Genomic DNA, 25,802 nt, shown 5'->3' on the forward strand with positions numbered 1-25,802 from the left:
GTGCCAGGAGAACGACTTCAAGGGAGAAGCATCATGACCATCACTCGCGGGCTGCCTGCAGCCCTCATCATCGCCGCCGGCGTGGCTGTCGGATCGGCGGGCACCGGCTGGGCCGGCGGGCCCACACACGTTGTCCCGTTTCCGCCGAACCCGACTGCGGCGGGCGGTGAGCCGTTCCAGGGCGTCTACGACCTGCGGTACACCCGGGCGTCGGGGCAGGTCCTCACCGGCACGTGGACGGCCACTGCGTGCGGGCCCGGATGCGCCGACGTCACCGCGGCCGTCGAGATACTCGTGCCGTACAGCGGCAACGCCCGGCTCACCGGCAACCAATGGTCGATGACGATCAACAGGCCGGACGCCGTCATCTGCCCCGACGAACGCCGGCTTCCCGGCACCACGACCTACACCTGGGACAACACGACACTGACCGGAGGCACGAGTACCACCGCACCGGTGAACTGCGAGGGCGTGCCGCAGGGACCCAACAGGCCTGGGACGTTCACCCTGACGAAGCGCGGATAGCGCCACGTCATTGGGCTGGCTCGAGCGCTTCGAAGTACGGTTTCATCGACGGGTAATAGGCATCGAAGTCCGGCAGTGGCGACTGCTCCCTGGCTGCCACCAGGTTGTCGAGGTAGTACTCCCAGCCAGGTCCGACGTCCTCGATCCCGCGCAGGTTCTCCAGACGCTGGATCAACCGCAGTTCGGTGGTTCCGCCCGACTCTTCGAGGAACAACGCGAGGTGCCACGAGCCCGATTCATCGATCATCGTGAGGGCGAGATGGCGCGGCGGATCGCACGCCTCGATCCGCATGTCACACCACGGCGCGCCTTCTTCGAAGCCCAACTGGACTTCGATGGTCGAACCCGGCGCGCCGTCGCCTCTCCAGGTACCGAACCATCTGGCACTGCGCTCGGGTTCGGTCACGCTCGCCCACACGTCGTCGGCGGATGCGCGAAACGTCCGGGTGAAGGTGAGGTCGTACCCGGCGGCGGTGGCGAAGAGCCGGGCCGTCGGTGAGGGCGGTTTCATGCGGTGGCCTCCTCTGTCGTCGAGTCTCCGCGCCGCTCGCGGCGTGTGCGGTGGACCTCCGTGTCGAGCGCGTCGAGGTGCGCTTCCCACCTGAGCGGAGCCACGAGGCCGGCCAGCCACGTCATCAGGGGCGTCACGGCGTCCGGGTTGAGAGCGTAGATCCGCTGCCTGCCAACGACTTCAGCCGTCACCAGGCCGCAGTCCCGCAGTATTCGCAGGTGACGACTCACCGCCGGGCGGCTGATCGGAAACATCGCGCTCAGCTCGCCGGCCGGCATCGGCCGGTCACGCAGGGACTCGAGGATGTCGCGGCGAACGGGGTCCGCGACGGCCCCTGCGATCGCGTCCACAGAAAAAGCGTAACAGACTGGTTACACGTCCGGGGATCGAGTGGCCACTTGGCGCACGCCTGGCGGCCCGAAGCGCGTCATAAGTGGCCACTCGCGGGCCGGAAACGCAACAAGCCCCCTCGAGAGGGGGCTTGCACAGCGTGGCAGGTGCAGGATTCGAACCTGCGTAGGCGTAAGCCGACGGATTTACAGTCCGCTCCCATTGGCCGCTCGGGCAACCTGCCGGGATGGTCGCACCCTGGAATTTGGTGCGAGTAGCAGGGTACAACGAGGATGGGCCAAGAACGAAAACGGGCCGAACACTTCAGGGAGGGAGCGAGTCCATGGCGGATTCCAGCTTCGATATCGTCAGCAAGGTCGACCGTCAGGAGGCCGACAACGCGCTCAACCAGGCCGCCAAGGAGCTGTCCACCCGCTTCGACTTCCGCGGCACCGACACCACCATCGCGTGGAAGGGCGAGGAGGCCGTCGAGATCGTCAGCTCCACCGAGGAGCGCGTGAAGGCCGCCGTCGACGTCTTCAAGGAGAAGCTCATCCGCCGCGACATCTCGATGAAGGCCTTCGACGCGGGCGAGCCGCAGGCCAGCGGCAAGACGTACAAGGTGTCCGGCTCGATCAAAGAGGGCATCACCAGCGAGCAGGCCAAGAAGATCACCAAGCTCATCCGCGACGAGGGCCCCAAGGGCGTCAAGGCGCAGATCCAGGGCGACGAGATCCGGGTGAGCTCGAAGAAGCGCGACGACCTGCAGGCCGTTCAGGCGCTGCTCAAGGGCGCCGACCTCGACGTCGCGCTGCAGTTCGTCAACTATCGCTGACGCCCGACACTCGGATCAGCCTGATCGCAAGTCGCCGTCCGCCCGCCCGGGTGGCGCATTGACGCGGCCATCGCCTGTCGCCGCAGGTGAACGGGGTCGCCTGCTGGCGCATTGACCCCAGCGGGGCGGGCTACCTCGCACCGCTCCCGTCTCGACTCCTGAATCCGCCGTTACGGTTCGTCCGACCAGCTCAGCGGCACAGAAGGAACGTGATGGCGGCAGCCCTCCGACCATCCGGGACCCAGCGTCGGGGTACCGCATGACCACCCTGAAGTCCCGGCAGCACACCTCACCGACCCGGCCGGACACCACGGCGTCCTCACGGCGCTACGGCTACGTGCTGCTGTCGACGCTGAGCCTGGGCGGCGTGGTCGCACTGTGGGCGCTGTCGGTCCGGCTCGAGGTGTTCTCACCCTCGCTTCTCCCATCGCCCGCCGAGGTCGTCGACGCCGCCGCCGACATGTACCGGCAGGGCACCCTCGTCGACGATGCCGCCGCCAGCTTCCGCCGAGCACTGAGCGGCTTCCTGGTCGGCTCGGCCCTGGCGATCGTCGTCGGCACGCTCACCGGCCGCAGCCGCGTCGCCCGCGTCCTGCTGGAGCCGGCCATCCAGGTGGTACGACCCATCCCCGCGATCGCCCTGGTGCCGCTGGCCATCCTCTGGTTCGGGATCGGTGAGGAGTCCAAACTCTTCCTCACCAGCCTCGGCGTCTTCTTCCCCGTGTGGGTGAACACCCACGCCGGCATCGCGTCCACCCGGCAGGACTACCTGCGGGTGGCCGCCTGCCTGGGTGCGCCTCGACAACAGGTCTTCACTTCGGTGGTGCTGCCCGCGGCGTTGCCGTTCATCCTCACCGGCCTGCGACAGGGCATCGCGATGTCGCTGATCCTGATCGTCGCCTCCGAGCAGGCCGGCGTGACCGAAGGCCTCGGCTTCCGGCTCGACCAGGCCAGGCTGTTCAGCCAGCCGGACCGGTTGTTCGCCTGCCTGCTGGCCCTGGGCATCGTCGGCGCACTGGCCGACCAGCTCTTCCACCGCGGCACCCGGGGGCTGGTCCGATGGGCGACGGAGCAATCATGACGGCCGCCGGGATCGGCATCGACGGCCTGACAGTCCGCTACGCCGGCGCCTCGAGCGTGCTCGACCACCTCGACCTCACGATCGACGCCGGAACGTTCCTCGCGGTGCTGGGACCGTCAGGCTGCGGCAAGTCCACTCTGCTCAACTGCATCGCCGGCTTCGTCACACCGACCGGCGGCCACGTGTCGTTCAACGGCGCCCTGGTGACCGGACCGGGCCGTGAACGTGGCGTCGTCTTCCAGCGCGACGTGCTCTTCCCGTGGGCCTCCGTCGGCGGCAACATCTCGTTCGCCCTGCGTGCTGCCAAAGTCCCACGTGGACAACGACGCAAGCGCATTGCCGAGCTACTGGAGGCGGTCGGTCTCGCTCCCGACGTCGCACGCAGGTCGCCGCACGAACTGTCCGGCGGCATGCGCCAACGGGTCGGGATCGCCCGCGCGCTCGCCAACAGTCCACAGGTGCTGCTCATGGACGAACCGTTCGGCGCACTCGACGCCCTCACCAGAGAACAGATGCAGGACCTCGTCATCGACCTGTGGCAGCGCACCGGCACCACCATCGTCTTCGTCACCCACGACGTCGACGAAGCGATCCGCATCGCGTCCTCGATCGTCGTGATGGGCGCCGACGGGTCGATCGCCGAGCGGCTCGACAATCCGCTGCCCCTGCCTCGAACCGCGGGGCGCATCGCCGAATTCGCCGACTACGCACCGCTGCGCCGTCGCCTGCACGACCTGCTCCGCCCCACGCTGTCCGCATCTCCGGGAGACCCGTCATGAATCGAAGAATCACCGCCGCACTGGCCGCACTCGCGATCGCCGCAGCCACCGTCACTGGATGCAGCAGCGACAGCGGTGATTCCGCGCAGCCACTGACCGTCGGATGGGTGGTGGACCCGTGCTGGTCGCAGGTGCCCGCCGCGCAGGACGCCGGCTACTTCGAGCAGTCCGGCGTCGACGTCGAGGTGGTCCCGTTCCCCACCGGCGCCGCGGCGCTCGAAGCCCTCTCCGGCGGTGCTGTAGACGTAGCCACCGGCGGCGACGTGCCCACGTCGGCCGCCGCGCTGAAGAACCCGGATGTGCGGGTGATCGCGGACGGAGCACGTTGGGACGGAGGACGTTTCGTCGCACGCCGATCGGCGGGCATCAACTCGATCGCCGATCTGTCGGGCCGGAAGATCGCCGTCCCGCTCGGCAGCAGCGCCCACTACTTCGCCACCAGGTTCCTCGACGAGGCGGGTGTCGACGCCGAACTCGTACAGACCGGGCCGTCGGAGGTCGTCACCGCCATCACCAACCACGACGTCGACGCCGTCGCGGTGTTCCAGCCGCCGCTCGCGAAGGCGGTCTCCACGCTCGGAGACGACGGCATAGAACTCCAGGGGCGCGAGAAGTACAACCAGCACAGCCTCTACCTGACGACCGCCGACACCCTCGCGCAGCGCCAGGACGACCTCAGCGCATTCCTCGGCGCCGTCCGGCAGGCCGACGCCCCGCTGACCGACCGGGACCCCAAGGCGCTGTCGGCCGTGGCGAAGGCCACCGGTCTCGACGACGAGCTGATCGGCGGTGTCGCACAGGAATTCCAGTTCGACACCCGCCTCGGTCCCGAGCTGCCGGCCGATCTCGCCGACCGTGCGCGCTGGGCCCAGAGCATCGGCCGCATCCCGCAGGACGCCCAGGTGCCCGACTACGCGACCATCGTCGTCGCCGGCCCGCTCGACGGGTCCACCAAGTGAGCGACATCCGCCTCCTCGGGCTGGGAGGCACCATCTCGATGCGCGAAACAGCAAACGGTGCAGTCCCGTTCGCCGATGCGGGCGCACTCGCCGAACGGGTGGACGGATTCGGCGGCGCTGAGGACATCGCCCTGGTCGGTGGATCCGAGGTCGACTTCGCGGTGCTCGAGCGGCTGGCCACTCGGCTGTCCGAGCTCGTCGCACAGGGGGTCGGCGGCGTCGTGGTGACCACCGGGACCGACTCCATCGAGGAGGTCTCGGCGTGGCTGGCCTACCGGGAAAGCTGGCCGGTGCCCGTCGTGGTGACCGGTTCGATGATCACCGGCGCCCGACCCGACACCGACGGGACGGCGAATCTCACCGACGCGGTGACCGTCGCCTCCTCGGGGGCAGACATCGACCCGGTGGTCGTGTTCGGCGGCCGGGTATGGGCAGCCCGCGAAGTCCTCAAGGTGTCCGGACTGGCTCGTGACGCGTTCGACGCGCCCGGCCGCGGCGCGCTCGGCATCGTCGGGGGCGGCGAGGTCGCCTGGTTCCGGACCCTGCCCCGGGGCGCGGCGCACGGCGCACCCACGGTCGCGATCCGGCCCGTGCCGATCGTCGTCGCCGCACTCGACGACGACGGCGCCCTGCTCACCTTCGCCGGTTCGCGGCACCCCGCCGTCGTCGTGGCGGCCAACGGCGCGGGCAACCTGCCGCCACGGCAGGCCGCAGCGGCGCAACGGCTCATCGAGGACGGCACCGTCGTCGTCATCACCACCCGTGCGCCCGATGCCCGGGTGGCACCGAGGTATGGATATCCGGGCGGCGTGGCGACCCTCGCCGCGGCGGGCGCCGTTCTGGCACCCGGCCTGACACCGCACCGGGCCCGGCTGCTCGTCACCCTCGGCCTCGCCCAGGGCCTCGATGCCGACGGACTGCGCGGTCTCATCGACAGCGAAGCCGAGGCGCTGTGACCGTCACCGCCGCTCCCACCGAGCGGGCAGAACTGGTCGCACTGGTACGCACCCTCGTGGCCGCCGGTCAGCCGTGGTGCGAGAACAGCCTCGACGGCCCGGCGAGACCGCCCGAGGAGAGCCGCATCGCCCACCCGGTGGCCGCGCTGCTCGACGAGTGGGGATTCGACGTGACGCTGGTCGGCCGCCATCCGACGCGCCAGAACGTGCTCGCCACCAAGGTTTTCGGGCCCGGGCCGACACTGATGCTCAACGACCACCTCGACACCTATCCGTCCGGACCGCCGAGCCGGTGGTCGATCTGCTCCGACAATCCCTACGACGCAGTAGAACTCGACGGCCGCATCTACGCGCGGGGCACCTCGGACACCCGCGCCAATCTCGCTGCGCTGCTGACTGCCGCCCGGCGGGTGGTGGCCGAACCGCCACTGGGCGGAACATTGCTCGTCGCCCTCACCGTCGACGAGGAACGCAACGGCGTCGAAGGGTCGAGCTACCTGGTGGACACCTACGGTCTGCGGCCCGATGCCTCGATCACCGTCGAGCCCACCGCGTGGACCGACGGCGAGCGCAGCGGCATCGCGCTGGCGACGGCGCAGACCGGCCATGCACTCCTCGACATCGCCGCCCGCGGCCGGTCCAGCCACATCTGGCGCCCCGACACCGGTGTGAACCCCGCCCAGTTCCTCGCCGAGGCGCTGGCCGATCTGCGCATCAACCCCGTCGAAGAGTGGCCGGTGTCGGTGGTCGGCCTGACCGCGGGTGAGGCGGGCATGGCGCAGTTCACCCCGCTGTCCGCGACGGCCCGCGTCGCCGCGGTCAACATCGGGCCCGGCGTCGCGGCGGGGGATCTGCTGACCGCGTTCCAGCGGCGGCTCACCGCGTCGGCCCCGGCGGGTATCGACGTCGAGGTGAGCTTCGTCGACGGGCCGACGTTCGTCGCGGGCACGATCCCGCTGCCCGACGACGACGCCCTCGTCGTCGCCATCGACAGCGCGTACCTCTCGGTGACCTGCGAAGGGGTGCGGCACTACACCAAGCCGGCGTTCAACGACACCATCCGCTTCCGGCACGCCGGGATTCCCGCGGTCACGTTCGGCCCCGGTGATGACGGGTGGGCCGTCTACGACGAGAGCATCTCGATCGACACCATGCAGACCGCGATCCGGGTGCTCGAACACGCGGTGCGGGCGTACCTGTCCGTCTGACCTCCGATCGCGGGCCGTTGGCTACCGTCGTCGTCGTGCCCATCGACCTGCGCTCCGACACCGTCACCCGGCCCACCGCGGCGATGCGGGCCGCGATGGCCGACGCCGAGGTCGGCGACGACCAGTACGGCGAGGACCCGACCACCAACCGGTTGCAGGCCAGGCTGGCCGAGCTGCTCGGCAAGGAGGCGGCGCTGTGGCTGCCGACCGGCACGATGGCCAACCAGGTCGCGCTGCGGGTGCTCACGCGCCCCGGCGACGAGGTGATCGCCGCCGCCGAATCGCACGCCGCGTGGCACGAGGCCGGCGGCGCCGCACTCAACGCGGGCGTGCAGATCGTCGAGATCGGCAGCCGCGGCACCTTCATCGCCGACGAGATGCTGGCCGCGATCAAGCCCTCTGGCCTTCCGGTTTTTCCGATCACCACGCTGCTGCAGATCGAGAACACCCACAACCGCGCAGGCGGCGTGGTGTTCCCGCAGCCTGTCGTGGTCGAACTGTGCGCCCTGGCCCGCGAACGAGGCCTGGCCACCTTCCTCGACGGCGCCCGGCTGTGGAACGCCGCCGTCGCCACCCGCAGCACGCCCGATGAGCTGGCGGCGCCCTTCGACCTGGTGTCCGTCGCGTTCTCGAAAGGCCTCGGCGCACCCGGCGGGTCACTGCTCGCGGGCAGCGCCGACCTCATCGCCCGGGCCGACCGCCACCGCAGGCGGATGGGCGGCGCGATGCGGCAGAACGGCATCTTCGCCGCCGCCGCGCTGCACGGCCTCGACCATCATCTCGACCGACTCGCCGACGACCACGCGAACGCCCGCATCATCGCCGAGACCCTGGCCGGCGTCATCCCGATCGACCTCGCGACGGTGCAGACCAACATCGTCGTGTTCCGTCTGCCCGCCGAGATGGCGCTCGACGCCGCCGCATTCGTCAGCCGGGCCCGCGATCGCGGTGTGCTGCTCAACGCGTTCGGGCCGCGTACGGTGCGCGCCGTCACCCACCTGGACGTCGATGCCGAGCAGTGCCGAAGCGCCGCGCAGACACTGCTCGAACTGCTCAGCTGACCGGTGCGACGGCGCTCACGTCGGTGTGCACCGGTGTCTTCTCGCCCTTGTCGTCGAGGATGAGCAGGCCGACCGGCTCCCGGGCCTCGAACGCCGACGGCTCCAGCCTCGCGGTCATGCCCGGCCCCACGTCGATGGTCTGCAGCGCGGCGCCCTGGAGCGTCGGGTAGAGGCTCAGCCCGCGCACCTCCGACACCGTCGGTGCCTTCCGGATCCATGGGTCGGCGCAATTCCACTCGTCGAAGCTGAGTTCCGGCGTGACGCCCGTCCACCACAGGTACAGCACCCGGTCGCCCACCTTGGGGTCGCGTGAACCCACATTGACGGTGCGCGGCGCCGCACCATCCAGCGACACGATGGTCAGCGACGCCGACCCGCAGTCGGCGCCGGACTCGCGGAACACCGCGTAGGCGAGGCTGTCGCCGTCCGGACTGATCACCGCCCGCTCGACCGGGGTGTTCGCGTTCGTGTTCCCCAGTGGCTTCGGCGGCTCGTCGGCACGGACCGAATACAGGATGTGCGGACCGTTTGACGGCAGCGGCTGCGCCTCGGCCCGCGCCACCACCGCGGTGTCCCCGCGCGACGCGATCAGCAGCGGCGGACCGGACGGGACGGGCGTCGCCGGAAGGTCGAGTGTCCGGCGCAGTGTCGGGGCCGGGTCCGCCACAGCGAGGTCGAGTTGCATCAGCCGGTCCGGCTCCTCGACCCACACGACGGTGCTGCCGCCACCGGTGCCCAGCCACGGACCGACCGGCACCTCGATGGTCCGCGGATACCTGCTCTCGGTGTCGAGCACGGCCAGCCGGCCCTCGCTGCGGGCGAACACGAACCGGCCGTCCTCGGTGAGGATCGGCTCGCCGGTGGCGGCGAACTCGCCGGGTTCGGTCGCGACGAGCGTGCCCCCCTGCGCCAGCCCGATCTCGTTGGCCGCCCGGAACGCCAGGATCGGCCCAGTGGTCTCCTGCTCAGGCTGTGGCGCTTCCTGGCACCCCGCCAGCAGCGCCGTCGACGCCAGGCCCACGAGCAGAGTTCGCACCATCACGCCGTCGATTATCCGGGCGGCGGCGCCGACTCTCGCAAGGCGTCGAGGAGCGCGGGAAGGGACACGGCGGCGAAGCCGATGGCCGAATCGCCGATCCCGTACGGGATGACCAGCGTCTCGACGTGCAGGAGCGCGCCACACGAGTACACGACGTTCGGCACGTAGCCGTCCTGCTCGTCAGCGCCCGGGCTCAGCAACGGTCGGCGGAGTCGGCCGACGATCCGGGTCGGATCGTCCAGATCGAGGAGCAGCGCCCCGATACGGTACGTGCGCATCGGACCGACGCCATGGGTGAGCACCAGCCACCCCTCGGACGTCTCGATCGGCGGGCCGCAATTGCCGAGTTGCAGTACTTCCCAGGGCTCTTCGGGCTGCTGGCACGGGGACGCGTCGGTCCACACGCACCGATGGTGGGAGAAGCCGACGGAGTTGGTCTCCCGGTCCGAGCGCGACATCGCCGCGTAGCGGCCCGCGATCCGGCGGGGAAACAGGCCAAGGCCCTTGTTGGCCGCGGCGGCACCGACCATCGGCGTGGAGGTGAAGGTGCGGAAATCCGTTGTCGCGAGCAACTGTTGGCTGATCAACGAACCGCTGTATGCCGTGTAGGAGGCGTAGTAGGTGACGGCGCCGTCGTCGTCGACGAAGCGCAGGAACCGCGCGTCCTCCATACCGGCCGCCTCGGCGCCCATCGCCGGGACGAGCACCCGCTCACTGAGAGGCACCTCGTCGGGGAACCGGATGCCGTAGGTGCGTTCGCCGACCGCCCGGATCGCCGTGATCGTCTTGTGTGCGCGCCCGCGGGTGCTCCGGTGCGTGTTCAGCCGATCCAGACGCTCGCTCAGATCGGCACGGGTGAAGCTGTCGCCGAGCGGATCGAGGACGTAGTCGGCGGCCTCACCGGCCGCGTCGAGCCGGGTCAACTCGCTGCGGAACACGGCGGCCTCGAGCAGGGTGGCGTCGGTCGAGCCGACGGAGGCATAGGCGGGCGGGGCGTCGAGCAGAACCCCGCCCGCGGCGTCGACGGTCCCGGTGCGGAACCCGATCGAGGAACGGTGCCCCTCACCGATGCCGCGGACACTCATCACGAACCGCAGGCTGCCTGCGGGCACATCGGTCTGGTCGGGGTGCGCGACCATGCTGGGATTGCACAGCGCCGCCCCTTCGATGGCGTACTCACTGGTGAACGCCGCGCCGACGAGCAGCGTCCGCTCCGGGGTGAGTTCCACGTCGCGATCGAGGCGGTCAGCGAGTTCCCGGGCGTGCCTGCGGAACGTCCCGAGCACGTCGCGGTGCCGCCCCTGGAAGCGGCCCAGCACATCGTCGAGAGTCGACCGGACGGTGTCCTCGTCCAGCGCGAGGATGCGGCGCAGCACCACTCCCGCCCGGGATTCCTGGTGTTCGAATCCCTCCTGGCCCGGCACGAACAACTGGGTGATCACCCGCGACCTGTCCGGCGTGAGTCGCACCGGACTCCGAGTGGCGAGCGGACTCGCCACCGAGGTCATCGGGGCACGGTCGCGAGCCGGCGAGCGTGTTGGAACGTCGAGAGCACCGCCAGTGTCGACTCGGCGCCTCTGTTGAGGTTCACCCCGTCGGCGTGCAGGCCGTCATATCCGCCACCGGTCTCGGGGTCCCACATCACCTGCGCCGAATCGTTGTCGCCCTCGAACCAGGCCGCCGCCCGGCGCACGCCGTCGGGCCATGCCGGGTCGGGATCGACGGCAGCGGCGCGTGCGCACGCGTCGGCGAGTGTGGCCACCTCGATGGGCTGCTGGTCGAAGCCGGGCCGCGCATCGCTGTTGTCCCGGCCACCCACCGGCGTGGGTGAGAAATGACCGTCCACGGTTTCGTAGTCGACCAACCAGGCCAGCAGATCGAGTCCGCGCCGGCGAAGCTCGGAGTCGTCGAGCGCGGCGCCGGTCGCGATCATCGCCTCGGCGAGAACGGCGTTGGCGTAGGCCAGCCGCGCCTCCGGCCACGGCCAAGCGGGGTCGCCGGTCGGGGCAGGAAGGGAGTCGCGGTAGTCGTTGAGCAGTCTGCGTGCCCCCGCGTGATCGGGTTGGGCGCTGAGCAGTTCGGCCGCCCCCAGGGCTGCGAACGCCATCGCCCGAGGTGAAGTCGACCGCGCCTGAACGGCACGCTCGAACTGCATGAGGGCGGTCTGCTTCGCCCATGCGACCGGACTGTGTGCCGCCGCCGTTCCCGTGGCCCAGACGCAGCGGCCCCACGGGTCGTCGAGGCCCGGCTCGTCGGTCCAATGGCCGCTGCTGTCCATCCGGTTGCGGCAGGGCCCGGTCAGGGTCTGCGCGTCGCCGAGGAAGCGCAGCGCGAGCCCGGCAAGACCGTTCAGCGTGCGGTCCACCTCGGGTTGCCGGACGACCACGACGATGACCCGCGCCATGTCATCGGTGCAGTAGCCGTGTTCGCGCCGGGGCGCGTCGAGGCAGGCGTGCTCGAAGGTGCCGCGACTGTCCGTCATCCGTCGCAGATGGTCGAAGAGCGGGACGGGTGTGTTCATGCAGCTGCCATCCGTTCGTGGAGTACGCGTTGCGCCAGAACGAGATACGCATCCGCGACGATGGACCACGACATCGTCGGCGCCAGCCTGCGCGCCTCGGCGGCCATGGATCCCGCCAGCCTCGGTTCGGTCAGCACCCGCCGCAGTGCTGACGTCATCGCGTCCGGGTCGCCATGGTCGACGATGATTCCGGCCCCGGTGCCCAGGAGTTCGACGGCGTGCGGGAAGGCGGTGGCCACGACCGGACGGCCGTGTGCGATGGCGTCGACCAGGACCCCGGAGGTCACCTGGTCAGTGGAGTCGTAGGGAAGCACCACCGCCGCGGACGACTGCACCAGAGAGGTCAGCGACGCCGCGGTCCGGTAGTCGTCGTCGAACGACACCGAACCCGCCAGACCGTGGCGCCTGGCCTGCTCACGGCGAGCGTCGCGATACGCCTCGCCGTCGTTGGCCAGCACCTTGGGGTGGGTTCCGCCGGCGACCAGGTACCGCGGTTGGCCCGTGAGGCCGTGCAGCGACCGCATGGCCTCGATCACCCGCTCGATGCCCTTGCCGGGCCCGATCAGGCCCCAGGTCAGCAACGTGGGTCTACCGGAACGCTTGGTCGGCACCTGCGTGGGGATCCGGGCGCCGTGCGGAATCGTGGTGACCTTACGACTGTCCACGTCGAAGCCCTGACACAACCGGACCTTGGCGGCATCTGACATCACGACCACTCGATCGGACAGCGTCGCGAGCCGCTCAAGAACCCAACGTTGGTGCGGCGTAGGCTTTTTGAGCACCGTGTGCGCCACCACGATCGACGGGATCCGCAGTTCGCCGACGATGTCGACGACTTCGTCGCCGTCGGCGCCGCCGTAGAGGCCGTACTCGTGCTGGATGACAGCCACGTCACTCTGGTTCAGCAGTCCGGCCCCGGCGCGCACCGAGGACGCCGAGCCGTTGACGACCTCGCCGATGACGCAAGCGGCCGAGGTGGGCGAGTCGCCGGCGATCCGCACGACGTTGATGTCGGAGCCGTGTGACGTCAAGCCGTCGGCAAGGGCCGCGCTGAAGGTGGCCAAGCCACATCTGGTCGGCGGGTATGTACTGAGAATTCCGACGCTGGGGCGCGGGAACGACTGCGCTGCATTGTCGAAAGTCGATGGTCGGAGAAAGGACGAAACGGTCAAGGTGATCCCGGCTTTGCGGTTGCCACCGGTGTGTCCGGCGTGAGCGATTGCTCGGGCGATCGGCGGTGAGACGGCCGACCCTTCCCGGACTGGCTGGTTGCCCAACTCGTTCGACCGTACACCCAAAGCCGCCGCTGCGGTGCAGGCGGCGGTCCCGGCGGCGGTGCTTTCAGCCCCGAATCGCCCTCCCATTCGGTTGCCCGGCCCTACCCTGATCGGATGGCACCGGCTCAGCGCGAACCCAATGTCGTCGTCCTCGGCGGAGGCTCATGGGGCACCACCGTCGCGTCCATCTGCGCCAGGCGCGGACCGACACTGCAGTGGGTGCGGTCGGAGTCGACGGCCAAGGACATCAACGAGAATCACCGCAACACCAAGTATCTCGGCGACGACGTCGCCCTGACCGAGACGCTGCGCGCCACCACCGATTTCGCCGAGGCCGCCAATCAGGCCGACGTCGTCGTGATGGGGGTGCCGTCGCACGGATTCCGCGGCGTGCTGGAGGAACTGGCAGGCGAGCTACGGCCGTGGGTTCCGGTGGTGTCGCTGGTCAAGGGCCTCGAGCAGGGCACCAACATGCGGATGAGCCAGATCGTCGGCGAGGTCCTGCCCGGCCACCCGGCCGGAATCCTGGCCGGGCCGAACATCGCCCGTGAGGTCGCCGACGGTTACGCGGCCGCCGCGGTGCTCGCCATGCCCGACCAGCACCTGGCGGCACGTCTCGCGGAATTGTTCCGTACCAAACGTTTTCGCACCTACACCACCGACGACGTGGTGGGAGTGGAGATGGCGGGCGCGCTGAAGAACGTCTACGCGATCGCCGTGGGCATGGGCTATTCGCTGGGCATCGGCGAGAACACCCGCGCGATGGTGATCGCCCGCGCGGTGCGCGAGATGTCGAAGATGGGCGAGGCCCTCGGCGGGCACCGCGACACCTTCGCGGGGCTGGCAGGCATGGGTGACCTCATCGTCACCTGCACCAGCCAGCGCAGCCGCAACCGGCACGTCGGCGAGCAACTCGGCTCAGGCAAGTCGATCGACGAGATCATCGCGTCGATGAACCAGGTCGCCGAGGGCGTGAAGGCCTCGAAGGTGATCATGGAGTTCGCCGACGAGTACGGCCTCAACATGCCGATCGCCCGTGAGGTGGACGGCGTGATCAACCACGGCTCGTCCGTCGAGCAGGCCTATCGCGGACTGGCCGCCGAGAAGCCCGGCCACGAGGTGCACGGCCAGGGGTTCTGACCTCAGTTGAAGTAGGGGCTGGTGCCCTCGGGTCGGTCGATCAGCGGGTTGCTGCTGACGACCCAGCTGGCCGTGGGGCTGATGACGAAGCCGTTCTGGGTGCGGGTGTCGACGCACGACGTGATGGTGCCGTCGGTGCCGCAGCTGACCGTCTGGAAGCTGAGCCGGCTGTTCGGTGGCAGCGGCTTGGGAGCTTCCGTCCCCGCGTACAGCGGCGCCGAGGTGCTGGAGAATCCCGGCGCCCCGGGCCCGCCGCTGACCAGGTTGGCGCCGCCGGGCGCACCCGGCAGTGCACCACTGCAGCCGTAGCCACCGTTGCGCTGCAACACACAGGTGATGCCCTCAGGCGTGGCGAAGGCGTACCAGGAGCCGTCCGTCACGGCGTAGTCCGGCAGCTTGGCCGGTGCCCAGGCGTTGACGTTCGGCAGCGGCGGTGGCGGCGGCGGCGCAGGTGGTTGGGCTGCCGCGACCCCCGGCATTCCGACGACGACCGCCCCCACGGCACTGGCCGCGCCGATCAGCATTCTGGTCAGCACGCGCTCACCCTAACGCGGTTGCGCCGACCGCGGGCACCGATGGCCGTCAGTACCGGCCGGGGCCGCGGCCTGCCATGTCCTCGAGGCGGCGGATCCGCTCCTCGATCGGCGGGTGCGTCGAGAACAGCTTGCCCATCTTCTCCCCGGCCCGGAACGGGCTGGCGATCATCAGGTGGGCCTGGTCGGCCAGTTGCGGCTGGGGCGGCAGCGGGGCCGCCTCCACGCCGCCGGCGATCTTGCGCAGCGCCGACGCCAGCGCCAGCGGGTCACCGGTCAGCTCGGCGCCGGACTGGTCGGCCTGATACTCCCGTGACCGGGACACCGCGAGCCGAACCACCGTCGCCGCGATCGGCCCCAGCAGCGAAACCAGCAGCAGGGCAAAGGGATTTGCTCCGCCCTCACGGTTACCGCCGAACATCGACGCGAACATCGCGATGTTGGCCAGCGCGGTGATCACCGACGCCATCGCCCCCGCCACACACGAGATCAGAATGTCGCGGTTGTAGACGTGCGACAGTTCGTGGCCGAGCACCGCGCGCAGCTCACGCTCGTTGAGGATCTGCAGGATCCCGGTGGTGCAGCACACCGCGGCATTGCGCGGGTTGCGCCCCGTCGCGAACGCGTTCGGGTTGGCGGTGTCGGAGATGTAGAGCCGCGGCATCGGCTGCCGGGCGGCGGTCGCGAGCTCGCGCACGATGCGGTACATCGCCGGCGCCTGCATCTCGTTGACCGGCTGGGCGTGCATCGCCCGCAGCGCCAGCTTGTCGCTGTTGAAGTAGACGTAGATGTTCATACCGACGGCGAACAGCACTGCCAGGAACATGATCGACCGGCCGAACAGCGCGCCGACGAACACGATCAGCGCGGACATGGACACCAGCAACAGGAACGTCTTGAACCTGTTGGCGTGCGGGTGCCAACTCATCGCGGGGCTTCCTCCTGTCGTGGATCTGAAGAGGTCTTCGCCGGTTGAACGCTCCGGACCGCCGTCCGGGTTCCGTGAACTCAGCCGTGCCGGTTCACGGTGTAGTCGACCAGCGACGCCATCGCATACCGTCCGGGCCCGTCGGGCAGCTGATCGAGCTCGTCGCGCGCCTGCGCGGCGTAGCGCGCCACGGTCTCCTTCGCCGCCGTCATCCCTGGTGAGCGCCGCAGCAGCCGCAGCGCCTCGGCCAGGTCGTCGTCGTTGTCGATCGGGGCGGCGAGCAGTTCCCGCAGCCGGTCGGCGTCGGCGCCGGTTTCCCGCAGGGCGTAGAGCACCGGCAGGGTGTGCACGCCTTCACGCAGGTCGGTGCCCGGCACCTTGCCCGACTCGTCGGGGTCGCTGTCGATGTCGATGATGTCGTCGGAGATCTGGAACGCCGTGCCCACGATGCCGCCGAGGCGGCTGAGCCGCTCGATCTGCTCCTCGTCGGCGCCGGAGAACGTCGCACCGAAGCGACCGGACGCGGCGATCAGGCAGGCCGTCTTCTCGTAGACCACCTTGAGGTAGTGCTCGATCTCGTCGACGCCCTCGGCGGCGCCGCGCGTCTCCCGCATCTGACCCGTGACCAGCTGGGCGAAGGTGTCCGCGATCACCCGGACGGCGTCCGGGCCGAGCCGCGAGACCAGCCGCGACGCCGTCGCGAACAGGTAGTCGCCCGCCAGGATCGCGATGTTGTTGCCCCACCGGGCGTTGGCCGACGGGGCACCGCGGCGCATCTGCGCCTCGTCCATCACGTCGTCGTGGTACAGCGTCGCCAGGTGCACCAGCTCGATGACGGCGCCGGCCACCGAGACCTGCCAGCCGTCGGGTTCGGGCCCCAGCTGCGCGGAGAGCACCGTGAACAGCGGGCGGAACCGCTTGCCCCCGGCCTGGAAGAGATGCTGCACGGCCTCGGCCATCAACTCGTCGGCTCTGCCCAGCTCAGAGGACATCAGCTCCTCGATGCGGGCCACGCCGTCGCGGACGTCGGACGCGAACGTCGCGTCGCCGAAATCCACGCCTGCCACCACGGTCGCCGGTGTCCTCACCTCTCCAACATACTGGGGACGATGAGAACCAGGGCAGACGTGGTTGTGGTGGGCGCCGGACCCGCGGGGTCCGCGGCTGCGGCGTGGGCCGCCCGCGACGGTCGCGACGTGCTGGTGATCGATTCCGCGCAGTTCCCCCGCGACAAGGCCTGCGGCGACGGCCTCACCCCGCGGGCGGTCGCCGAGCTGGAGCGGCTGGGGCTCGGGCCGTGGCTGGACGGCCGGATCCGGCACCGCGGGCTGCGGATGGCCGGCTTCGGCGCCGACGTCGAGGTGCCATGGCCGGGACCGTCGTTCCCGCCCACCGGCAGCGCCGTGGCGCGCACCGAGCTCGACGACCGCATCAGGTCGGTCGCCGCAGACGATGGTGCGAAGATGCTGCTCGGCGTCAAAGCGGTTGCGGTGCGGCATGACTCGTCGGGTGCCGTCGAGGCGGTGGTGCTCGACAACGGCGACGAGGTCGGCGTGGGCACGCTCATCGTCGCCGACGGCGCCCGCTCCACCCTCGGCCGCGTGCTGGGCCGAAAGTGGCATCAGGAGACGGTCTACGGCGTCGCAGTGCGGGGCTATCTCGCAAGCCCGCGCAGCCACGAGCCATGGATCACCTCGCACCTGGAACTGCGGTCACCGGAGGGCAAGGTGCTGCCGGGCTACGGGTGGATCTTCCCGCTCGGCAACGGCGAGGTGAACATCGGCGTCGGCGCGCTGGCCACCGCAAAGCGGCCCTCGGACGCAGCGTTGCGGCCGCTGATGTCGTACTACACCTCGCTTCGCCGCGAGGAGTGGGGCTTCGACGGCGAACCGCGCGCGCCGCTGTCGGCGCTGCTGCCGATGGGCGGGGCCGTCTCGGGAGTCGCGGGACCCAACTGGATGCTGATCGGCGACGCCGCCGCCTGCGTCAACCCGCTCAACGGCGAGGGCATCGACTACGGCCTGGAGACCGGCCGACTGGCCGCCGAACTGCTCGGCGCGGCGGACCTGTCGACGGTGTGGCCCGCGGTGCTTCAGGAGCACTACGCGCGCGGGTTCTCGGTGGCGCGGCGGCTGGCGCTGCTGCTGACTCTGCCGCGCTTCCTGCCGCTGACCGGCCCGGTGGCGATGCGGTCGACGACGCTGATGCGGATCGCGGTACGGGTGATGGGCAATCTGGTGACCGACGATGACGAGGACCGGATCGCGCGGATGTGGCGGGCCGGCGGGCTGGCCTCGCGAAAGCTGGACGCGCGCAAGCCGTTCAGCTGAATAACCGCCGAAAATGTTTGCGACGGCTACCTTTTCGTCGCCCGGCCGTCGTCTGCCATTCAGCTCGGCCGGTTACGGTCGACCGCGTGGCCGTTGTCGACCACGAGCTGCCGAAGCCTCCGTCATCGATCGACGATGCGCCGCCGAGGAGGACCCGTACGCCCGAGGAACGGCGCGTCGAGGTCTGCCCCGTCTGCCACACGGCGCTGCCCGCCGTGACCGCCCGCTGCTTCTTCTGCGAGTGACGGTCACTCCGACGGGCTGAGCTCCTCGTCGACAGCGCGCGGATTCTTCCTCCGTCGCGCGCTGGCCTGCTCGATGAGTTCTGCGGTCGACAACTTCGCCTTCTGCTCGGTCAGGCTCTGCTTGGTCAACCCCAGGGCGATCAGCACCTCGACGAACACGATGATCAGGCCGGCCCAGTAGGCCCACTTCATCGTCGGATCGGGCCGTGTGGTGAAGAAGAGAATCAAGAAGATCGGTCCGACGATGCCGAAAACGAACACCACGAGCTGGATCTTGACGTACCGCCAGAACGTCTGCATTCGCCGATCTCCTCGTCGCCCGGGTGGACGCGTGAATGCTATCCCGCCGGGCCCGCGACGGGACTACTCTGGAGTCCACGCGGGTTGTTCACTGTGACAGCGAGGAGATCCGCGAATGATCGCATCGCACAGGCCGGCCCGGCTGCTCTGGGTGGCCGCAGCATCAGCCGTGATGGCGCTCGGCCTCAGCGCCCCGGTCACCGCGAAACCGATGGGTCCGTGCGGCGATGTCACCTACGTCGGCAAGTGTGAACCGATCAGCGAGCGCGACACCACTCCGCCGCGCCAGGGCCACCCCGACGCGCCGATCCTGCCGCAGGGCACCGGCGGCCCGCTCGGTTGAGAAGCCGGGCTAAGTACCAGGTTTCACGGCGGCGTGCAGGGCGACGATGCCGCCGCTGAGGTTGCGCCACCGCACCTGCGACCACCCGTTGTCCTCGATCCGCCGGGCCAGATCCGGCTGCTCCGGCCAGGCCCGGATCGACTCGGCCAGGTAGACGTAGGCGTCCGGGTTCGACGACACCGCGCGAGCCATCCTCGGCAGCGCCTGCATCAGGTACTCCTTGTACAGCGTCGAGAACGGCCCGAACGTCGGAGTGGAGAACTCGCACACCACCAGTCGCCCACCGGGCCGCGTCACCCGCGCCATCTCGCGGAGCCCCGCCGCATGGTCGACGACGTTGCGCAGCCCGAAGCTGATGGTGACCGCGTCGAACACGCCGTCGTCGAACGGCAGCCGGGTGGCGTCACCGGCCACCTTGGGGACGTCGCGGCGCGCGCCCGCGGCCAGCATGCCCACCGAGAAGTCCGCCGCCACACACCACGCGCCGGACGCCGCCAGCTCGACGGTCGAGACGGCCGTGCCCGCGGCGAGGTCGAGCACCTTGTCGCCGGCACCGATCTGCAGCGCCGCGCGGGTCGCCCTTCTCCAGAACCGGTCCTGCCCCAGCGAGAGCACGGTGTTGGTCAGGTCGTAGCGGCGGGCGACGCCGTCGAACATCGACGCCACCTCGTGCGGATTCTTCTCCAACGACGCCCGGCTCACGATGCCGACGCTACCTGTGAATCCGCAGCCGCCGGGAATGGTGGCGCCCCAGCGGTGCTTATACGGCGACATGAGTGCAAAAGTCTGGTTCATCACCGGGACGTCGCGCGGGTTCGGGCGCGAGTGGACGATCGCCGCCCTCGACCGCGGCGACCGGGTGGCCGCCACCGCCCGCGACACCTCGACGCTCGACGACCTGGTCGACAAGTACGGCGACGCCCTGCTGCCGATCCGCCTCGACGTCACCGACCGCAACGCCGACTTCGCCGCGGTCAAGCAGGCCCACGACCACTTCGGGCGGCTCGACATCGTGGTCAACAACGCGGGCTACGGCCAGTTCGGCTTCGTCGAGGAGCTCTCCGAGCAGGAAGCGCGCGACCAGATCGAGACGAACGTCTTCGGCGCACTGTGGATCACCCAGGCGGCGCTCCCCTATCTGCGGGCCCAACGCAGCGGCCACATCCTCCAGGTGTCGTCGATCGGCGGCATCACGGCGTTCCAGAACGTCGGCATCTACCACGCGTCGAAGTGGGCACTGGAGGGGTTCTCCCAGGCGCTCGCGCAGGAGGTCGAGTCATTCGGCATCCACGTGACCCTCATCGAACCGGGCGGCTTCGACACCGATTGGGCCGGTTCGTCGGCCAAGCGCGCGACCCCGCTGCCCGCCTACGAGCAGGCGCACGCCCAAGCCGACGCCGCCCGAAGCAAGCGCACGGCGAAGTACGGCGACCCGAAGGCGTCGGCCGCCGCGGTGCTCAAGATCGTCGACGCGGAGAAGCCGCCGCTGCGGGTGTTCTTCGGTGAGCTCCCGCTGCAGCTGGCCCGCGCCGACTACGAGAGCCGCCTCGCGACGTGGGAGCAGTGGCAGCCCGTCTCCGTCGAGGCAGGCGGCTGAGGCTCGCGTACTAGGCGGCCTTGAGGCGGCGCAGGCCCTGCACCGCTTCGTAGTGCCCGATCAGCTCGTCGCAGATGGCGGGCCAGGTGCGGTCCAGCACGCTGCGGCGGGCGGCCACCGAATAGCGATGCCGCTCGGCGATCAGGTGGTCCACCGAGTCGGCGAGCTTGGCCTCGAACTCGGCGACGGGCAGCAGCAGGCCGGTGCGGTAGGGCGCGACCAGGTCGCGCGGACCGCCGGCATCGGGCGCGATGACCGGCACACCCGAGGCCATCGCCTCCTGCACCGCCTGGCAGAACGTCTCGTGCTCGCCGGGATGGACGAACACGTCCATGCTCGCGTAGGCGGTGGCCAGTTCCCCGCCGTACAGCGCCCCGGTGAACACCGCCGACGGCAACACGGCCTGCAGTTTCGCGCGGTCGACGCCGTCGCCGACGACCACCAGTTGCAGATCGTCGCGGCCCGCCAGCACGGCCAGGCGTTCGACGTGCTTCTCCGGCGCCAGCCGGCCCACGAAGCCGACGATCGGCCTGCCGTCCGGTGACCACTGCTGCCGCAGGCCGTTGTCGCGGGCCGACGGCGCGAAGCCGGTGATGTCGACGCCGCGGGCCCAGCGGTGCACCCGCGGGATGCGGTGGGCGGCCAGGTTCTCCATCGCCGAGGTCGACGGCGCCAGCGTGCGGTCGGCCTTGCTGTGCAGCCTGCGGGTCCACGCCCACGACGCGCGCGACAGCACGCCGACGCCGTAGCTCTCGGCGAAGCCGGCCACGTCGGTCTGGAACACCGCGACCGTCGGCACCCCGAGATAGCGGGCCGCGTGCACGCCGCCCCACCCGAGAAGCGCCGGCGACGCCAGGTGCACCACGTCGGGATCGAAGCCGCGCAGCACCTGGACCATCCGCGGCCGCGGCATCCCCAGCGGCAGCGAGTTGATCTTCGGGAACATCCGCGACGGCACCCGGTGGACGCGGACGCCGTCGTGCACCCGGTCGGCGGGTGGTTCGCCGCGGGGGGTGTCGGGGGCGATGATCAGCACCTCGTGACCGGTGCGGCGGAGGTGCTCGACCACCCGGAGCACGGAGTTGGTGACTCCGTTGACGTTGGGCAGGAAGGACTCGGCGACGATGGCAACTCGCACGCCGTGATCGTCTCAGCGTGCGCTTTCCCGGAGGTTGCGTGCAGGCATACGCGACACGAAAACCCGGGATCGCGTGGCGGCGAGCGCGCGGTACCGTCGCCTTCATGACCGCGAGCAGGAAATCGGTGGCGCTCGGGCTGATGGTGCTGCTGCTCTTCACCGCCGCATGCAGTCGCGGCATCGACGGCGCCGCCCAGCGTGATCCGGTCGAGCCGGGCACCGCCGTCACCGAGGACGGGTACGGCATCGTGATCGGCTTCCCCGAGGCGCCCGCGCGCATCGAGGTGTTCACCGAGCCGCAGTGCCCACACTGCGCGGACCTGCAGACCGACTTCGGCGCCGACTTCGAGCGCTACATCGACCTGGGACAGCTCGCGGTGACCTACCGCCCGCTGACGTTCTTCGACCAGGACGGCAACGACCACTCCGCCCGGGTGAGCAACGCGATGTTCCTGGCCGCAGGCCCGGGCACGTCGGCGCCCGACTTCCAGAACTTCGTCGAACAGCTGTGGGCGCAACAGGATTCACCGAAGGCGCCGTCGAACACCGACCTGGCGAAGCTCGCGACCGACAGTGGTGTCGGCGACGCGAAGGCCGAGGAGATCTCCGCGGGCACCGAAGGCGTCGACACCGCGGAGATGACGGCACTGAACACCGAATTCCTGTGGGAGATCAACCCGCTCGACGCAGGCACACCGACCGTGTACGACCTCGTCAACGACGAGAAGCTCGACATCTACGACGACAACTGGCTGGCGAAGCTGCTGTCCTCGGTGTGACGGTCAGGGCCGCAACGCGACCCGGATGCAGTTGTCCTGCTTGTTCTTGAACATGTCGTAGGCCCGCACGCCCTCCTCGAGCGGCAGGTCGTGGGTGATCAGCTTGGCCGGGTCGAGGTCGCCCTGCTCGACGTAGTCGAACAACCGCTTCATGTAGCGCTGCCCGTGCTGCTGAGCCGATTTCAGCGTCAGGCCCTTGTTGGTCACCACACCCATCGGGAACTTGTCGGTGAGGCCGTAGACGCCGAGCACCGAGACCACGCCACCCTTGCGGCAGGCCAGGATGGCCTGCCGCAGCGCGCTCGCCCGGTCGGTCTCCATCCGCAGCAGCTGCTTGGCGCGGTCGTAGACCTGCTGCACGCCGGTGCTGTGGCCCTCCATGCCGACGGCATCGATGCACGCGTCGGGTCCACGCCCACCGGTCATCTCGCGCAGCATCTCCTGCACGCTGTCGACCGCGGTGTAGTCGACGGTCTCCAGTCCGAAGCCGTCGCGCGCCAGCGCCAGTCGCTCGGGAATGCGGTCGATCACGATCGCCCGGTCGGCACCCAGCAGCAGCGCGCTGCGGGCCGCCATCAGCCCGACGCCGCCCGCACCCCACACCGCGACGGTGTCGCCGCCGGAGATGTCGCAGAAGTCGGCGCCCATGAATCCGGTCGGGACCGCGTCGGAGAGGAACAGCGCCTGCTCGTCGGTGATGTCGCCCGGTATCGGGAAACAGTTGGTGTCGCCGAACGGCACCCGGATGAACTGGGCGTGCGATCCGGCGTAGCCGCCGAATTCGTGGGTGTAGCCGTAGATCCCGCCGGACGGATAGCCCAGCAGCGGCTGCTGCAGTTCGGCGTTCGGATTGGTGGTGTCGCAGCAGGAGTACAGCTCGTGCTCGCAGTACCAGCACCGGTCGCAGGCGATGAACGACGGCACCACCACCCGGTCGCCGACCCTGATCTGGCTGACCTCGCGACCGGTCTCGACGACCTCGCCCATGAATTCGTGGCCGAACACGTCGCCTTCGCGCATGCCGGGCAGGTAGCCGTCGACGAAGTGCAGGTCCGACCCGCAGGTGGTGGACAGCTTCACCGCGAGGATCACGTCGTGGGGGTTGAGCAGTTCCGGGTCGTCCACGGTCTCGACCGACAGGTCGTTGACACCTTGCCAACACAGCGCGCGCATGAATGGCCTTTCGTCAGCGCGCGGAGTCGCGCGCGCTCGGATTGGATCGGATGGTCGGCACCTCGCCGGTCTGCAGCAGCGCCCGCACCCGGTAGAGCACCTTGAACGCGAGCGCACCGGTCAGCAGGCCGGGCGCGGGGCTCTTGGTGTGCACCGTCACCTCGGTGCCCAGGTCCCGGGGTGCCTCGCGATAGGTGACGACGATCTCGTTGCGCTCGTCGTCGATGCCTGCGAACCGGACGCCGGCGATGTCCTCCTGCAGCCGCGACTCCCACGTCGTCTTCACCGGACCGGCCTGCAGCCGCCACCGGTAGCGGTCGGGGCCGGTGACCTCGACCTCGCCGACGTCGCCGAGCACCACCGAGAGCTCGTCGGGGTTCCGCCAGAACTGCCGGACGCGCTCGAGCGGCACGCTGATCGTCACCGACTGGGTGGCCGTGCGTTGCGGCAGCTGGTCGGCCAGCTTCCCGGCCACCTCGGCCGCCTGTTTCTTCGCGGTGTCCAGAGCACTCATCGCCCGTTCCCTTCCGATGCCGTCGACGGGTCGCGATACCCGCGAAGGGAGCAGCCAAACGGCATGCGGGCAATACGATGACGCGCATGATGCGGTCAGCCGCCGTGGTGCTCGCGACCTGCGTGCTCGCACTGTCCGCCGGCGTGGTCGCGCCGGCGCAGGCGTGCGGCTGCGGCGCCTACATCCCCGCGCAGGAGGGTCCCGCCGTCACCGAGGAGCGGGCGCTGGTCGCCTGGGACGGCACAAGCGAGGACGTGTTGATGTCCTTCGACGTGCGGGGCAGTTCGGCGTCCGCGGCCTGGGTGATGCCGGTGCCGTCGGCGGCGCGGGTCACCCTCGGTGAGCCGGAGGTGTTCGACGAGATCGACCGGCTCACCGCGCCGCGCATCGAATACCGCGACTCGTGGTGGCCCACCTTCGACTGGATGGAGGGCTTCGCGAGCGAAGCACCCGACACCACGCCGGCCCCGACCGGTGTCAACGTGCTGGCCCGGCAGCGCATCGGTCCGTTCGACGTGACGCGGCTGACCGCCGGCGATCCGGCCGCGCTCGCCGATTGGCTTGCGGGCAGGGGCTTTCCGCACCCACCGGGGCTGGATCGCAACCTCGCGCCCTACGTGCGGGACGGCTGGGAGATCGTGGCGGTGCAGCTGGTCCCCGGCGCCGCGGGCGAGTCGCTGACCGGTGGCCTGCAGCCGCTGCGGCTGTCGTTCCGCTCCGACGAGGTGGTCTACCCGATGCGGCTGTCGCAGTCGGCGACGACGCCGCAGACCGTCGACCTGACCGTGCTGGCCGATCACCGGATGAACCCGTCGCAGATCCCGGTGGCAGGCAATGATCCGTCGCTCACCTTCGCCGGGCGGATCGAGGCGATGCCGCCTGTGCTCGCCGAGTACGCCGGCGAGGCGGCGTTTCTAACCCGGTGGAAGAACACCATCGACGACCCGTCCGCGATCGACGGCGACTACGTGTTCGTCCAGGCGTCGGCCGACTTCCCGTTCCAGGAGGTGGTCTACCGGTACCGCGACCGCGGCGACATCACCGGGCTGCTGCTGGTCGCGCTGGTGGCCGTCAACGGGATCGCCGTGGTCGTCGCGCTGATCGCCGGTGCGATCGTCCGCTCGCGGCGCCGCGGTCAGCCGACGATGGGCTGATCCGCCACGTCGGGGCGGGCCTCGTCGGCCGGCTCCACGTGCAGCCGCTTCTGCAGGTATGCCAGCCCCATCAGCGCCGCCCCGGCCACCAGCCAGCCGACGACCGCGATCGAGCCGGCGGGGATGATCGCCAGCGACGCGTTGCGGTCCTGCACCCGCACCAGGTCCGGGTTGTTCACGTCGTACTCGACGTAGATCCGCATGCCCGCCTCCAGCTCCGACGGGTACAGCACACCGAGTTCGGGCCGGTAGGTCACCCGGTCCGGTGTGACGAACTCGATCGTCGACCGGCGCGGGCCTGCGCTGAGGACGTTCGCCTCGGCGACACCCATGTTCCGCTCGATCTGCCGGTCGTTGCGCCACGCGCCGAGCACCATCAGCGAAGACTGCAGGGTGACCAGGCAGGCGGCGATCACCACGCCGATGCGGACCCGACGGATCACCCGCTCGGCGCGGGTCTCGGTGCCGTCGCCGTAGAGATGTGGAATCGCGATGCGCCACAACACCTTCAGCCGATCGACGAGCCGGTGCAGCGCCGCTGGCAGC

At 69.9% G+C, this 25,802-nt stretch carries 30 protein-coding genes and 1 tRNA gene; 15 read left to right on the plus strand and 16 right to left on the minus strand.

From position 1 onward, the window contains the following. Positions 1-33 precede the first annotated feature (33 nt). Positions 34-525 carry a hypothetical protein gene (locus ACPCHZ_RS00115; protein WP_423482891.1) on the plus strand — a complete coding sequence of 164 codons (492 nt, stop codon included), beginning with the start codon at positions 34-36 and terminating at the stop codon, positions 523-525. A gap of 7 nt (positions 526-532) precedes the next feature. On the opposite strand, the gene ACPCHZ_RS00120 is transcribed toward ACPCHZ_RS00115, so the two are convergent. The 3 genes from ACPCHZ_RS00120 to ACPCHZ_RS00130 form a co-directional block, all read right to left on the minus strand. Then, positions 533-1,036: an SRPBCC family protein gene (locus ACPCHZ_RS00120; RefSeq protein WP_423482892.1), complete on the minus strand. Its 504-nt coding sequence runs from the start codon at positions 1,034-1,036 to the stop codon at positions 533-535. After that, complete coding sequence (locus ACPCHZ_RS00125) at positions 1,033-1,386, minus strand: ArsR/SmtB family transcription factor (protein ID WP_423482893.1); 354 nt, start codon at positions 1,384-1,386, stop codon at positions 1,033-1,035. Before ACPCHZ_RS00125 ends, ACPCHZ_RS00120 begins: the two co-directional genes overlap by 4 nt. A gap of 141 nt (positions 1,387-1,527) precedes the next feature. Then, a tRNA-Tyr gene (locus tag ACPCHZ_RS00130) sits at positions 1,528-1,610 on the minus strand. Between the two features lie 99 nt (positions 1,611-1,709). Between ACPCHZ_RS00130 and ACPCHZ_RS00135 the strand changes: the two genes are divergently transcribed. The 7 genes from ACPCHZ_RS00135 (at position 1,710) to ACPCHZ_RS00165 (ending at position 8,245) form a co-directional block, all read left to right on the plus strand. Next, positions 1,710-2,201, plus strand: coding sequence for a YajQ family cyclic di-GMP-binding protein (locus ACPCHZ_RS00135; RefSeq protein ID WP_264016049.1), 492 nt, complete (start codon positions 1,710-1,712; stop codon positions 2,199-2,201). Positions 2,202-2,460: 259 nt separating this feature from the next. Beyond that, complete coding sequence (locus tag ACPCHZ_RS00140; protein WP_423482894.1) at positions 2,461-3,282, plus strand: ABC transporter permease; 822 nt, start codon at positions 2,461-2,463, stop codon at positions 3,280-3,282. Next, a complete protein-coding gene (locus ACPCHZ_RS00145; protein WP_423482895.1) occupies positions 3,279-4,061 on the plus strand; it encodes an ABC transporter ATP-binding protein in 783 nt (260 codons plus the stop codon). The genes ACPCHZ_RS00140 and ACPCHZ_RS00145 overlap by 4 nt, the downstream gene beginning before the upstream one ends. Further along, positions 4,058-5,020 (plus strand): ABC transporter substrate-binding protein, encoded by a 963-nt coding sequence (locus ACPCHZ_RS00150; protein ID WP_423482896.1) that lies wholly within the window; start codon positions 4,058-4,060, stop codon positions 5,018-5,020. The genes ACPCHZ_RS00145 and ACPCHZ_RS00150 overlap by 4 nt, the downstream gene beginning before the upstream one ends. Further along, a complete protein-coding gene (locus ACPCHZ_RS00155) occupies positions 5,017-5,976 on the plus strand; it encodes an asparaginase (protein ID WP_423482897.1) in 960 nt (319 codons plus the stop codon). The genes ACPCHZ_RS00150 and ACPCHZ_RS00155 overlap by 4 nt, the downstream gene beginning before the upstream one ends. Beyond that, on the plus strand, positions 5,973-7,184 hold the full coding sequence (locus tag ACPCHZ_RS00160; protein WP_423482898.1) for a M20 family metallopeptidase: 1,212 nt from the start codon (positions 5,973-5,975) through the stop codon (positions 7,182-7,184). Before ACPCHZ_RS00155 ends, ACPCHZ_RS00160 begins: the two co-directional genes overlap by 4 nt. Positions 7,185-7,219: 35 nt before the next feature. Further along, positions 7,220-8,245: a threonine aldolase family protein gene (locus ACPCHZ_RS00165; RefSeq protein ID WP_423482899.1), complete on the plus strand. Its 1,026-nt coding sequence runs from the start codon at positions 7,220-7,222 to the stop codon at positions 8,243-8,245. On the opposite strand, the gene ACPCHZ_RS00170 is transcribed toward ACPCHZ_RS00165, so the two are convergent. From ACPCHZ_RS00170 to ACPCHZ_RS00185, 4 genes are read right to left on the minus strand one after another with little or no spacing between them, the layout of a single operon-like run. Beyond that, positions 8,238-9,287 (minus strand): hypothetical protein, encoded by a 1,050-nt coding sequence (locus tag ACPCHZ_RS00170; protein ID WP_423482900.1) that lies wholly within the window; start codon positions 9,285-9,287, stop codon positions 8,238-8,240. The genes ACPCHZ_RS00165 and ACPCHZ_RS00170 overlap by 8 nt on opposite strands. Positions 9,288-9,295: 8 nt before the next feature. Beyond that, on the minus strand, positions 9,296-10,792 hold the full coding sequence (locus ACPCHZ_RS00175) for a glycoside hydrolase family 130 protein (protein ID WP_423482901.1): 1,497 nt from the start codon (positions 10,790-10,792) through the stop codon (positions 9,296-9,298). Continuing rightward, positions 10,789-11,805, minus strand: coding sequence for a glycosyltransferase (locus tag ACPCHZ_RS00180; protein ID WP_423482902.1), 1,017 nt, complete (start codon positions 11,803-11,805; stop codon positions 10,789-10,791). Before ACPCHZ_RS00180 ends, ACPCHZ_RS00175 begins: the two co-directional genes overlap by 4 nt. After that, positions 11,802-12,902: a glycosyltransferase gene (locus tag ACPCHZ_RS00185; RefSeq protein WP_423483758.1), complete on the minus strand. Its 1,101-nt coding sequence runs from the start codon at positions 12,900-12,902 to the stop codon at positions 11,802-11,804. The genes ACPCHZ_RS00180 and ACPCHZ_RS00185 overlap by 4 nt, the downstream gene beginning before the upstream one ends. A gap of 294 nt (positions 12,903-13,196) precedes the next feature. On the opposite strand from ACPCHZ_RS00185, the gene ACPCHZ_RS00190 reads away from it, so the two are divergent. Then, entirely contained in the window at positions 13,197-14,222 is a 1,026-nt protein-coding gene (locus ACPCHZ_RS00190; RefSeq protein ID WP_423482903.1) for an NAD(P)H-dependent glycerol-3-phosphate dehydrogenase, read from the plus strand. Between the two features lie 2 nt (positions 14,223-14,224). On the opposite strand, the gene ACPCHZ_RS00195 is transcribed toward ACPCHZ_RS00190, so the two are convergent. The 3 genes from ACPCHZ_RS00195 to grcC1 form a co-directional block, all read right to left on the minus strand. Next, on the minus strand, positions 14,225-14,746 hold the full coding sequence (locus ACPCHZ_RS00195; RefSeq protein WP_423483759.1) for a hypothetical protein: 522 nt from the start codon (positions 14,744-14,746) through the stop codon (positions 14,225-14,227). 58 nt (positions 14,747-14,804) lie between these two features. Further along, on the minus strand, positions 14,805-15,683 hold the full coding sequence (htpX, locus tag ACPCHZ_RS00200; protein WP_423482904.1) for a zinc metalloprotease HtpX: 879 nt from the start codon (positions 15,681-15,683) through the stop codon (positions 14,805-14,807). A gap of 80 nt (positions 15,684-15,763) precedes the next feature. Then, positions 15,764-16,771, minus strand: a complete 1,008-nt coding sequence (gene grcC1 / locus ACPCHZ_RS00205; protein ID WP_423482905.1) for a nonaprenyl/(2E,6E)-farnesyl/geranylgeranyl diphosphat synthase — start codon at positions 16,769-16,771, stop codon at positions 15,764-15,766. A gap of 21 nt (positions 16,772-16,792) precedes the next feature. Here grcC1 and menJ point away from each other — a divergent pair, with 21 nt between their 5' ends. Together menJ and ACPCHZ_RS00215 are read left to right on the plus strand one after the other, a co-directional pair. Then, positions 16,793-18,013, plus strand: a complete 1,221-nt coding sequence (menJ, locus tag ACPCHZ_RS00210; protein ID WP_423482906.1) for a menaquinone reductase — start codon at positions 16,793-16,795, stop codon at positions 18,011-18,013. 86 nt (positions 18,014-18,099) lie between these two features. Next, positions 18,100-18,258 carry a hypothetical protein gene (locus ACPCHZ_RS00215; protein WP_364973180.1) on the plus strand — a complete coding sequence of 53 codons (159 nt, stop codon included), beginning with the start codon at positions 18,100-18,102 and terminating at the stop codon, positions 18,256-18,258. Between the two features lie 3 nt (positions 18,259-18,261). On the opposite strand, the gene ACPCHZ_RS00220 is transcribed toward ACPCHZ_RS00215, so the two are convergent. Beyond that, a complete protein-coding gene (locus tag ACPCHZ_RS00220; protein WP_423482907.1) occupies positions 18,262-18,558 on the minus strand; it encodes a hypothetical protein in 297 nt (98 codons plus the stop codon). Between the two features lie 115 nt (positions 18,559-18,673). Between ACPCHZ_RS00220 and ACPCHZ_RS00225 the strand changes: the two genes are divergently transcribed. Further along, a complete protein-coding gene (locus ACPCHZ_RS00225; RefSeq protein ID WP_423482908.1) occupies positions 18,674-18,901 on the plus strand; it encodes a hypothetical protein in 228 nt (75 codons plus the stop codon). 9 nt (positions 18,902-18,910) lie between these two features. On the opposite strand, the gene ACPCHZ_RS00230 is transcribed toward ACPCHZ_RS00225, so the two are convergent. Further along, complete coding sequence (locus ACPCHZ_RS00230; protein ID WP_364973189.1) at positions 18,911-19,603, minus strand: demethylmenaquinone methyltransferase; 693 nt, start codon at positions 19,601-19,603, stop codon at positions 18,911-18,913. A 70-nt stretch (positions 19,604-19,673) separates the two neighbouring features. Here ACPCHZ_RS00230 and ACPCHZ_RS00235 point away from each other — a divergent pair, with 70 nt between their 5' ends. Further along, positions 19,674-20,498: an SDR family oxidoreductase gene (locus ACPCHZ_RS00235; protein WP_423482909.1), complete on the plus strand. Its 825-nt coding sequence runs from the start codon at positions 19,674-19,676 to the stop codon at positions 20,496-20,498. A gap of 10 nt (positions 20,499-20,508) precedes the next feature. Here ACPCHZ_RS00235 and ACPCHZ_RS00240 read toward each other — a convergent pair whose 3' ends face one another. Then, positions 20,509-21,636: a glycosyltransferase family 4 protein gene (locus ACPCHZ_RS00240; protein ID WP_423482910.1), complete on the minus strand. Its 1,128-nt coding sequence runs from the start codon at positions 21,634-21,636 to the stop codon at positions 20,509-20,511. Between the two features lie 104 nt (positions 21,637-21,740). Here ACPCHZ_RS00240 and ACPCHZ_RS00245 point away from each other — a divergent pair, with 104 nt between their 5' ends. Then, positions 21,741-22,415 (plus strand): DsbA family protein, encoded by a 675-nt coding sequence (locus tag ACPCHZ_RS00245; protein WP_423482911.1) that lies wholly within the window; start codon positions 21,741-21,743, stop codon positions 22,413-22,415. A 3-nt stretch (positions 22,416-22,418) separates the two neighbouring features. Here the strand turns inward: ACPCHZ_RS00245 and ACPCHZ_RS00250 are convergent, their stop codons facing one another. Both ACPCHZ_RS00250 and ACPCHZ_RS00255 read right to left on the minus strand, forming a co-directional pair. After that, complete coding sequence (locus tag ACPCHZ_RS00250; protein ID WP_423482912.1) at positions 22,419-23,588, minus strand: zinc-dependent alcohol dehydrogenase; 1,170 nt, start codon at positions 23,586-23,588, stop codon at positions 22,419-22,421. Positions 23,589-23,601: 13 nt separating this feature from the next. Continuing rightward, positions 23,602-24,102 carry an SRPBCC family protein gene (locus tag ACPCHZ_RS00255; RefSeq protein WP_423482913.1) on the minus strand — a complete coding sequence of 167 codons (501 nt, stop codon included), beginning with the start codon at positions 24,100-24,102 and terminating at the stop codon, positions 23,602-23,604. Between the two features lie 86 nt (positions 24,103-24,188). On the opposite strand from ACPCHZ_RS00255, the gene ACPCHZ_RS00260 reads away from it, so the two are divergent. Next, the gene (locus ACPCHZ_RS00260; RefSeq protein WP_423482914.1) at positions 24,189-25,256 is read left to right on the plus strand and encodes a DUF2330 domain-containing protein; all 1,068 of its coding nucleotides are present in this window, start codon (positions 24,189-24,191) and stop codon (positions 25,254-25,256) included. Here the strand turns inward: ACPCHZ_RS00260 and ACPCHZ_RS00265 are convergent. Further along, on the minus strand, positions 25,238-25,801 hold the full coding sequence (locus ACPCHZ_RS00265; RefSeq protein ID WP_423483760.1) for a DUF3592 domain-containing protein: 564 nt from the start codon (positions 25,799-25,801) through the stop codon (positions 25,238-25,240). The genes ACPCHZ_RS00260 and ACPCHZ_RS00265 overlap by 19 nt on opposite strands. Position 25,802 lies beyond the last annotated feature (1 nt).

Origin of the sequence: Mycobacterium sp. NPDC050041 (assembly GCF_049541695.1) — a bacterium.
Classification (GTDB): domain Bacteria; phylum Actinomycetota; class Actinomycetes; order Mycobacteriales; family Mycobacteriaceae; genus Mycobacterium.

What these genes read in the sequence shown, in the direction of transcription:
- ACPCHZ_RS00145 (WP_423482895.1), top strand. Translation starts at nt 3,279, where the DNA reads ATGACGGCCGCCGGGATCGGCATCGACGGCCTGACAGTCCGCTACGCC.
- ACPCHZ_RS00180 (WP_423482902.1), bottom strand. Translation starts at nt 11,805, where the DNA reads ATGAACACACCCGTCCCGCTCTTCGACCATCTGCGACGGATGACGGAC.
- ACPCHZ_RS00255 (WP_423482913.1), bottom strand. Translation starts at nt 24,102, where the DNA reads ATGAGTGCTCTGGACACCGCGAAGAAACAGGCGGCCGAGGTGGCCGGG.
- htpX (WP_423482904.1), bottom strand. Translation starts at nt 15,683, where the DNA reads ATGAGTTGGCACCCGCACGCCAACAGGTTCAAGACGTTCCTGTTGCTG.
- ACPCHZ_RS00250 (WP_423482912.1), bottom strand. Translation starts at nt 23,588, where the DNA reads ATGCGCGCGCTGTGTTGGCAAGGTGTCAACGACCTGTCGGTCGAGACC.
- ACPCHZ_RS00115 (WP_423482891.1), top strand. Translation starts at nt 34, where the DNA reads ATGACCATCACTCGCGGGCTGCCTGCAGCCCTCATCATCGCCGCCGGC.
- menJ (WP_423482906.1), top strand. Translation starts at nt 16,793, where the DNA reads ATGAGAACCAGGGCAGACGTGGTTGTGGTGGGCGCCGGACCCGCGGGG.
- ACPCHZ_RS00225 (WP_423482908.1), top strand. Translation starts at nt 18,674, where the DNA reads ATGATCGCATCGCACAGGCCGGCCCGGCTGCTCTGGGTGGCCGCAGCA.
- ACPCHZ_RS00150 (WP_423482896.1), top strand. Translation starts at nt 4,058, where the DNA reads ATGAATCGAAGAATCACCGCCGCACTGGCCGCACTCGCGATCGCCGCA.
- ACPCHZ_RS00140 (WP_423482894.1), top strand. Translation starts at nt 2,461, where the DNA reads ATGACCACCCTGAAGTCCCGGCAGCACACCTCACCGACCCGGCCGGAC.
- ACPCHZ_RS00260 (WP_423482914.1), top strand. Translation starts at nt 24,189, where the DNA reads ATGATGCGGTCAGCCGCCGTGGTGCTCGCGACCTGCGTGCTCGCACTG.
- ACPCHZ_RS00190 (WP_423482903.1), top strand. Translation starts at nt 13,197, where the DNA reads ATGGCACCGGCTCAGCGCGAACCCAATGTCGTCGTCCTCGGCGGAGGC.
- ACPCHZ_RS00195 (WP_423483759.1), bottom strand. Translation starts at nt 14,746, where the DNA reads ATGCTGATCGGCGCGGCCAGTGCCGTGGGGGCGGTCGTCGTCGGAATG.
- ACPCHZ_RS00120 (WP_423482892.1), bottom strand. Translation starts at nt 1,036, where the DNA reads ATGAAACCGCCCTCACCGACGGCCCGGCTCTTCGCCACCGCCGCCGGG.
- ACPCHZ_RS00175 (WP_423482901.1), bottom strand. Translation starts at nt 10,792, where the DNA reads ATGACCTCGGTGGCGAGTCCGCTCGCCACTCGGAGTCCGGTGCGACTC.
- ACPCHZ_RS00220 (WP_423482907.1), bottom strand. Translation starts at nt 18,558, where the DNA reads ATGCAGACGTTCTGGCGGTACGTCAAGATCCAGCTCGTGGTGTTCGTT.
- ACPCHZ_RS00135 (WP_264016049.1), top strand. Translation starts at nt 1,710, where the DNA reads ATGGCGGATTCCAGCTTCGATATCGTCAGCAAGGTCGACCGTCAGGAG.
- ACPCHZ_RS00235 (WP_423482909.1), top strand. Translation starts at nt 19,674, where the DNA reads ATGAGTGCAAAAGTCTGGTTCATCACCGGGACGTCGCGCGGGTTCGGG.
- ACPCHZ_RS00245 (WP_423482911.1), top strand. Translation starts at nt 21,741, where the DNA reads ATGACCGCGAGCAGGAAATCGGTGGCGCTCGGGCTGATGGTGCTGCTG.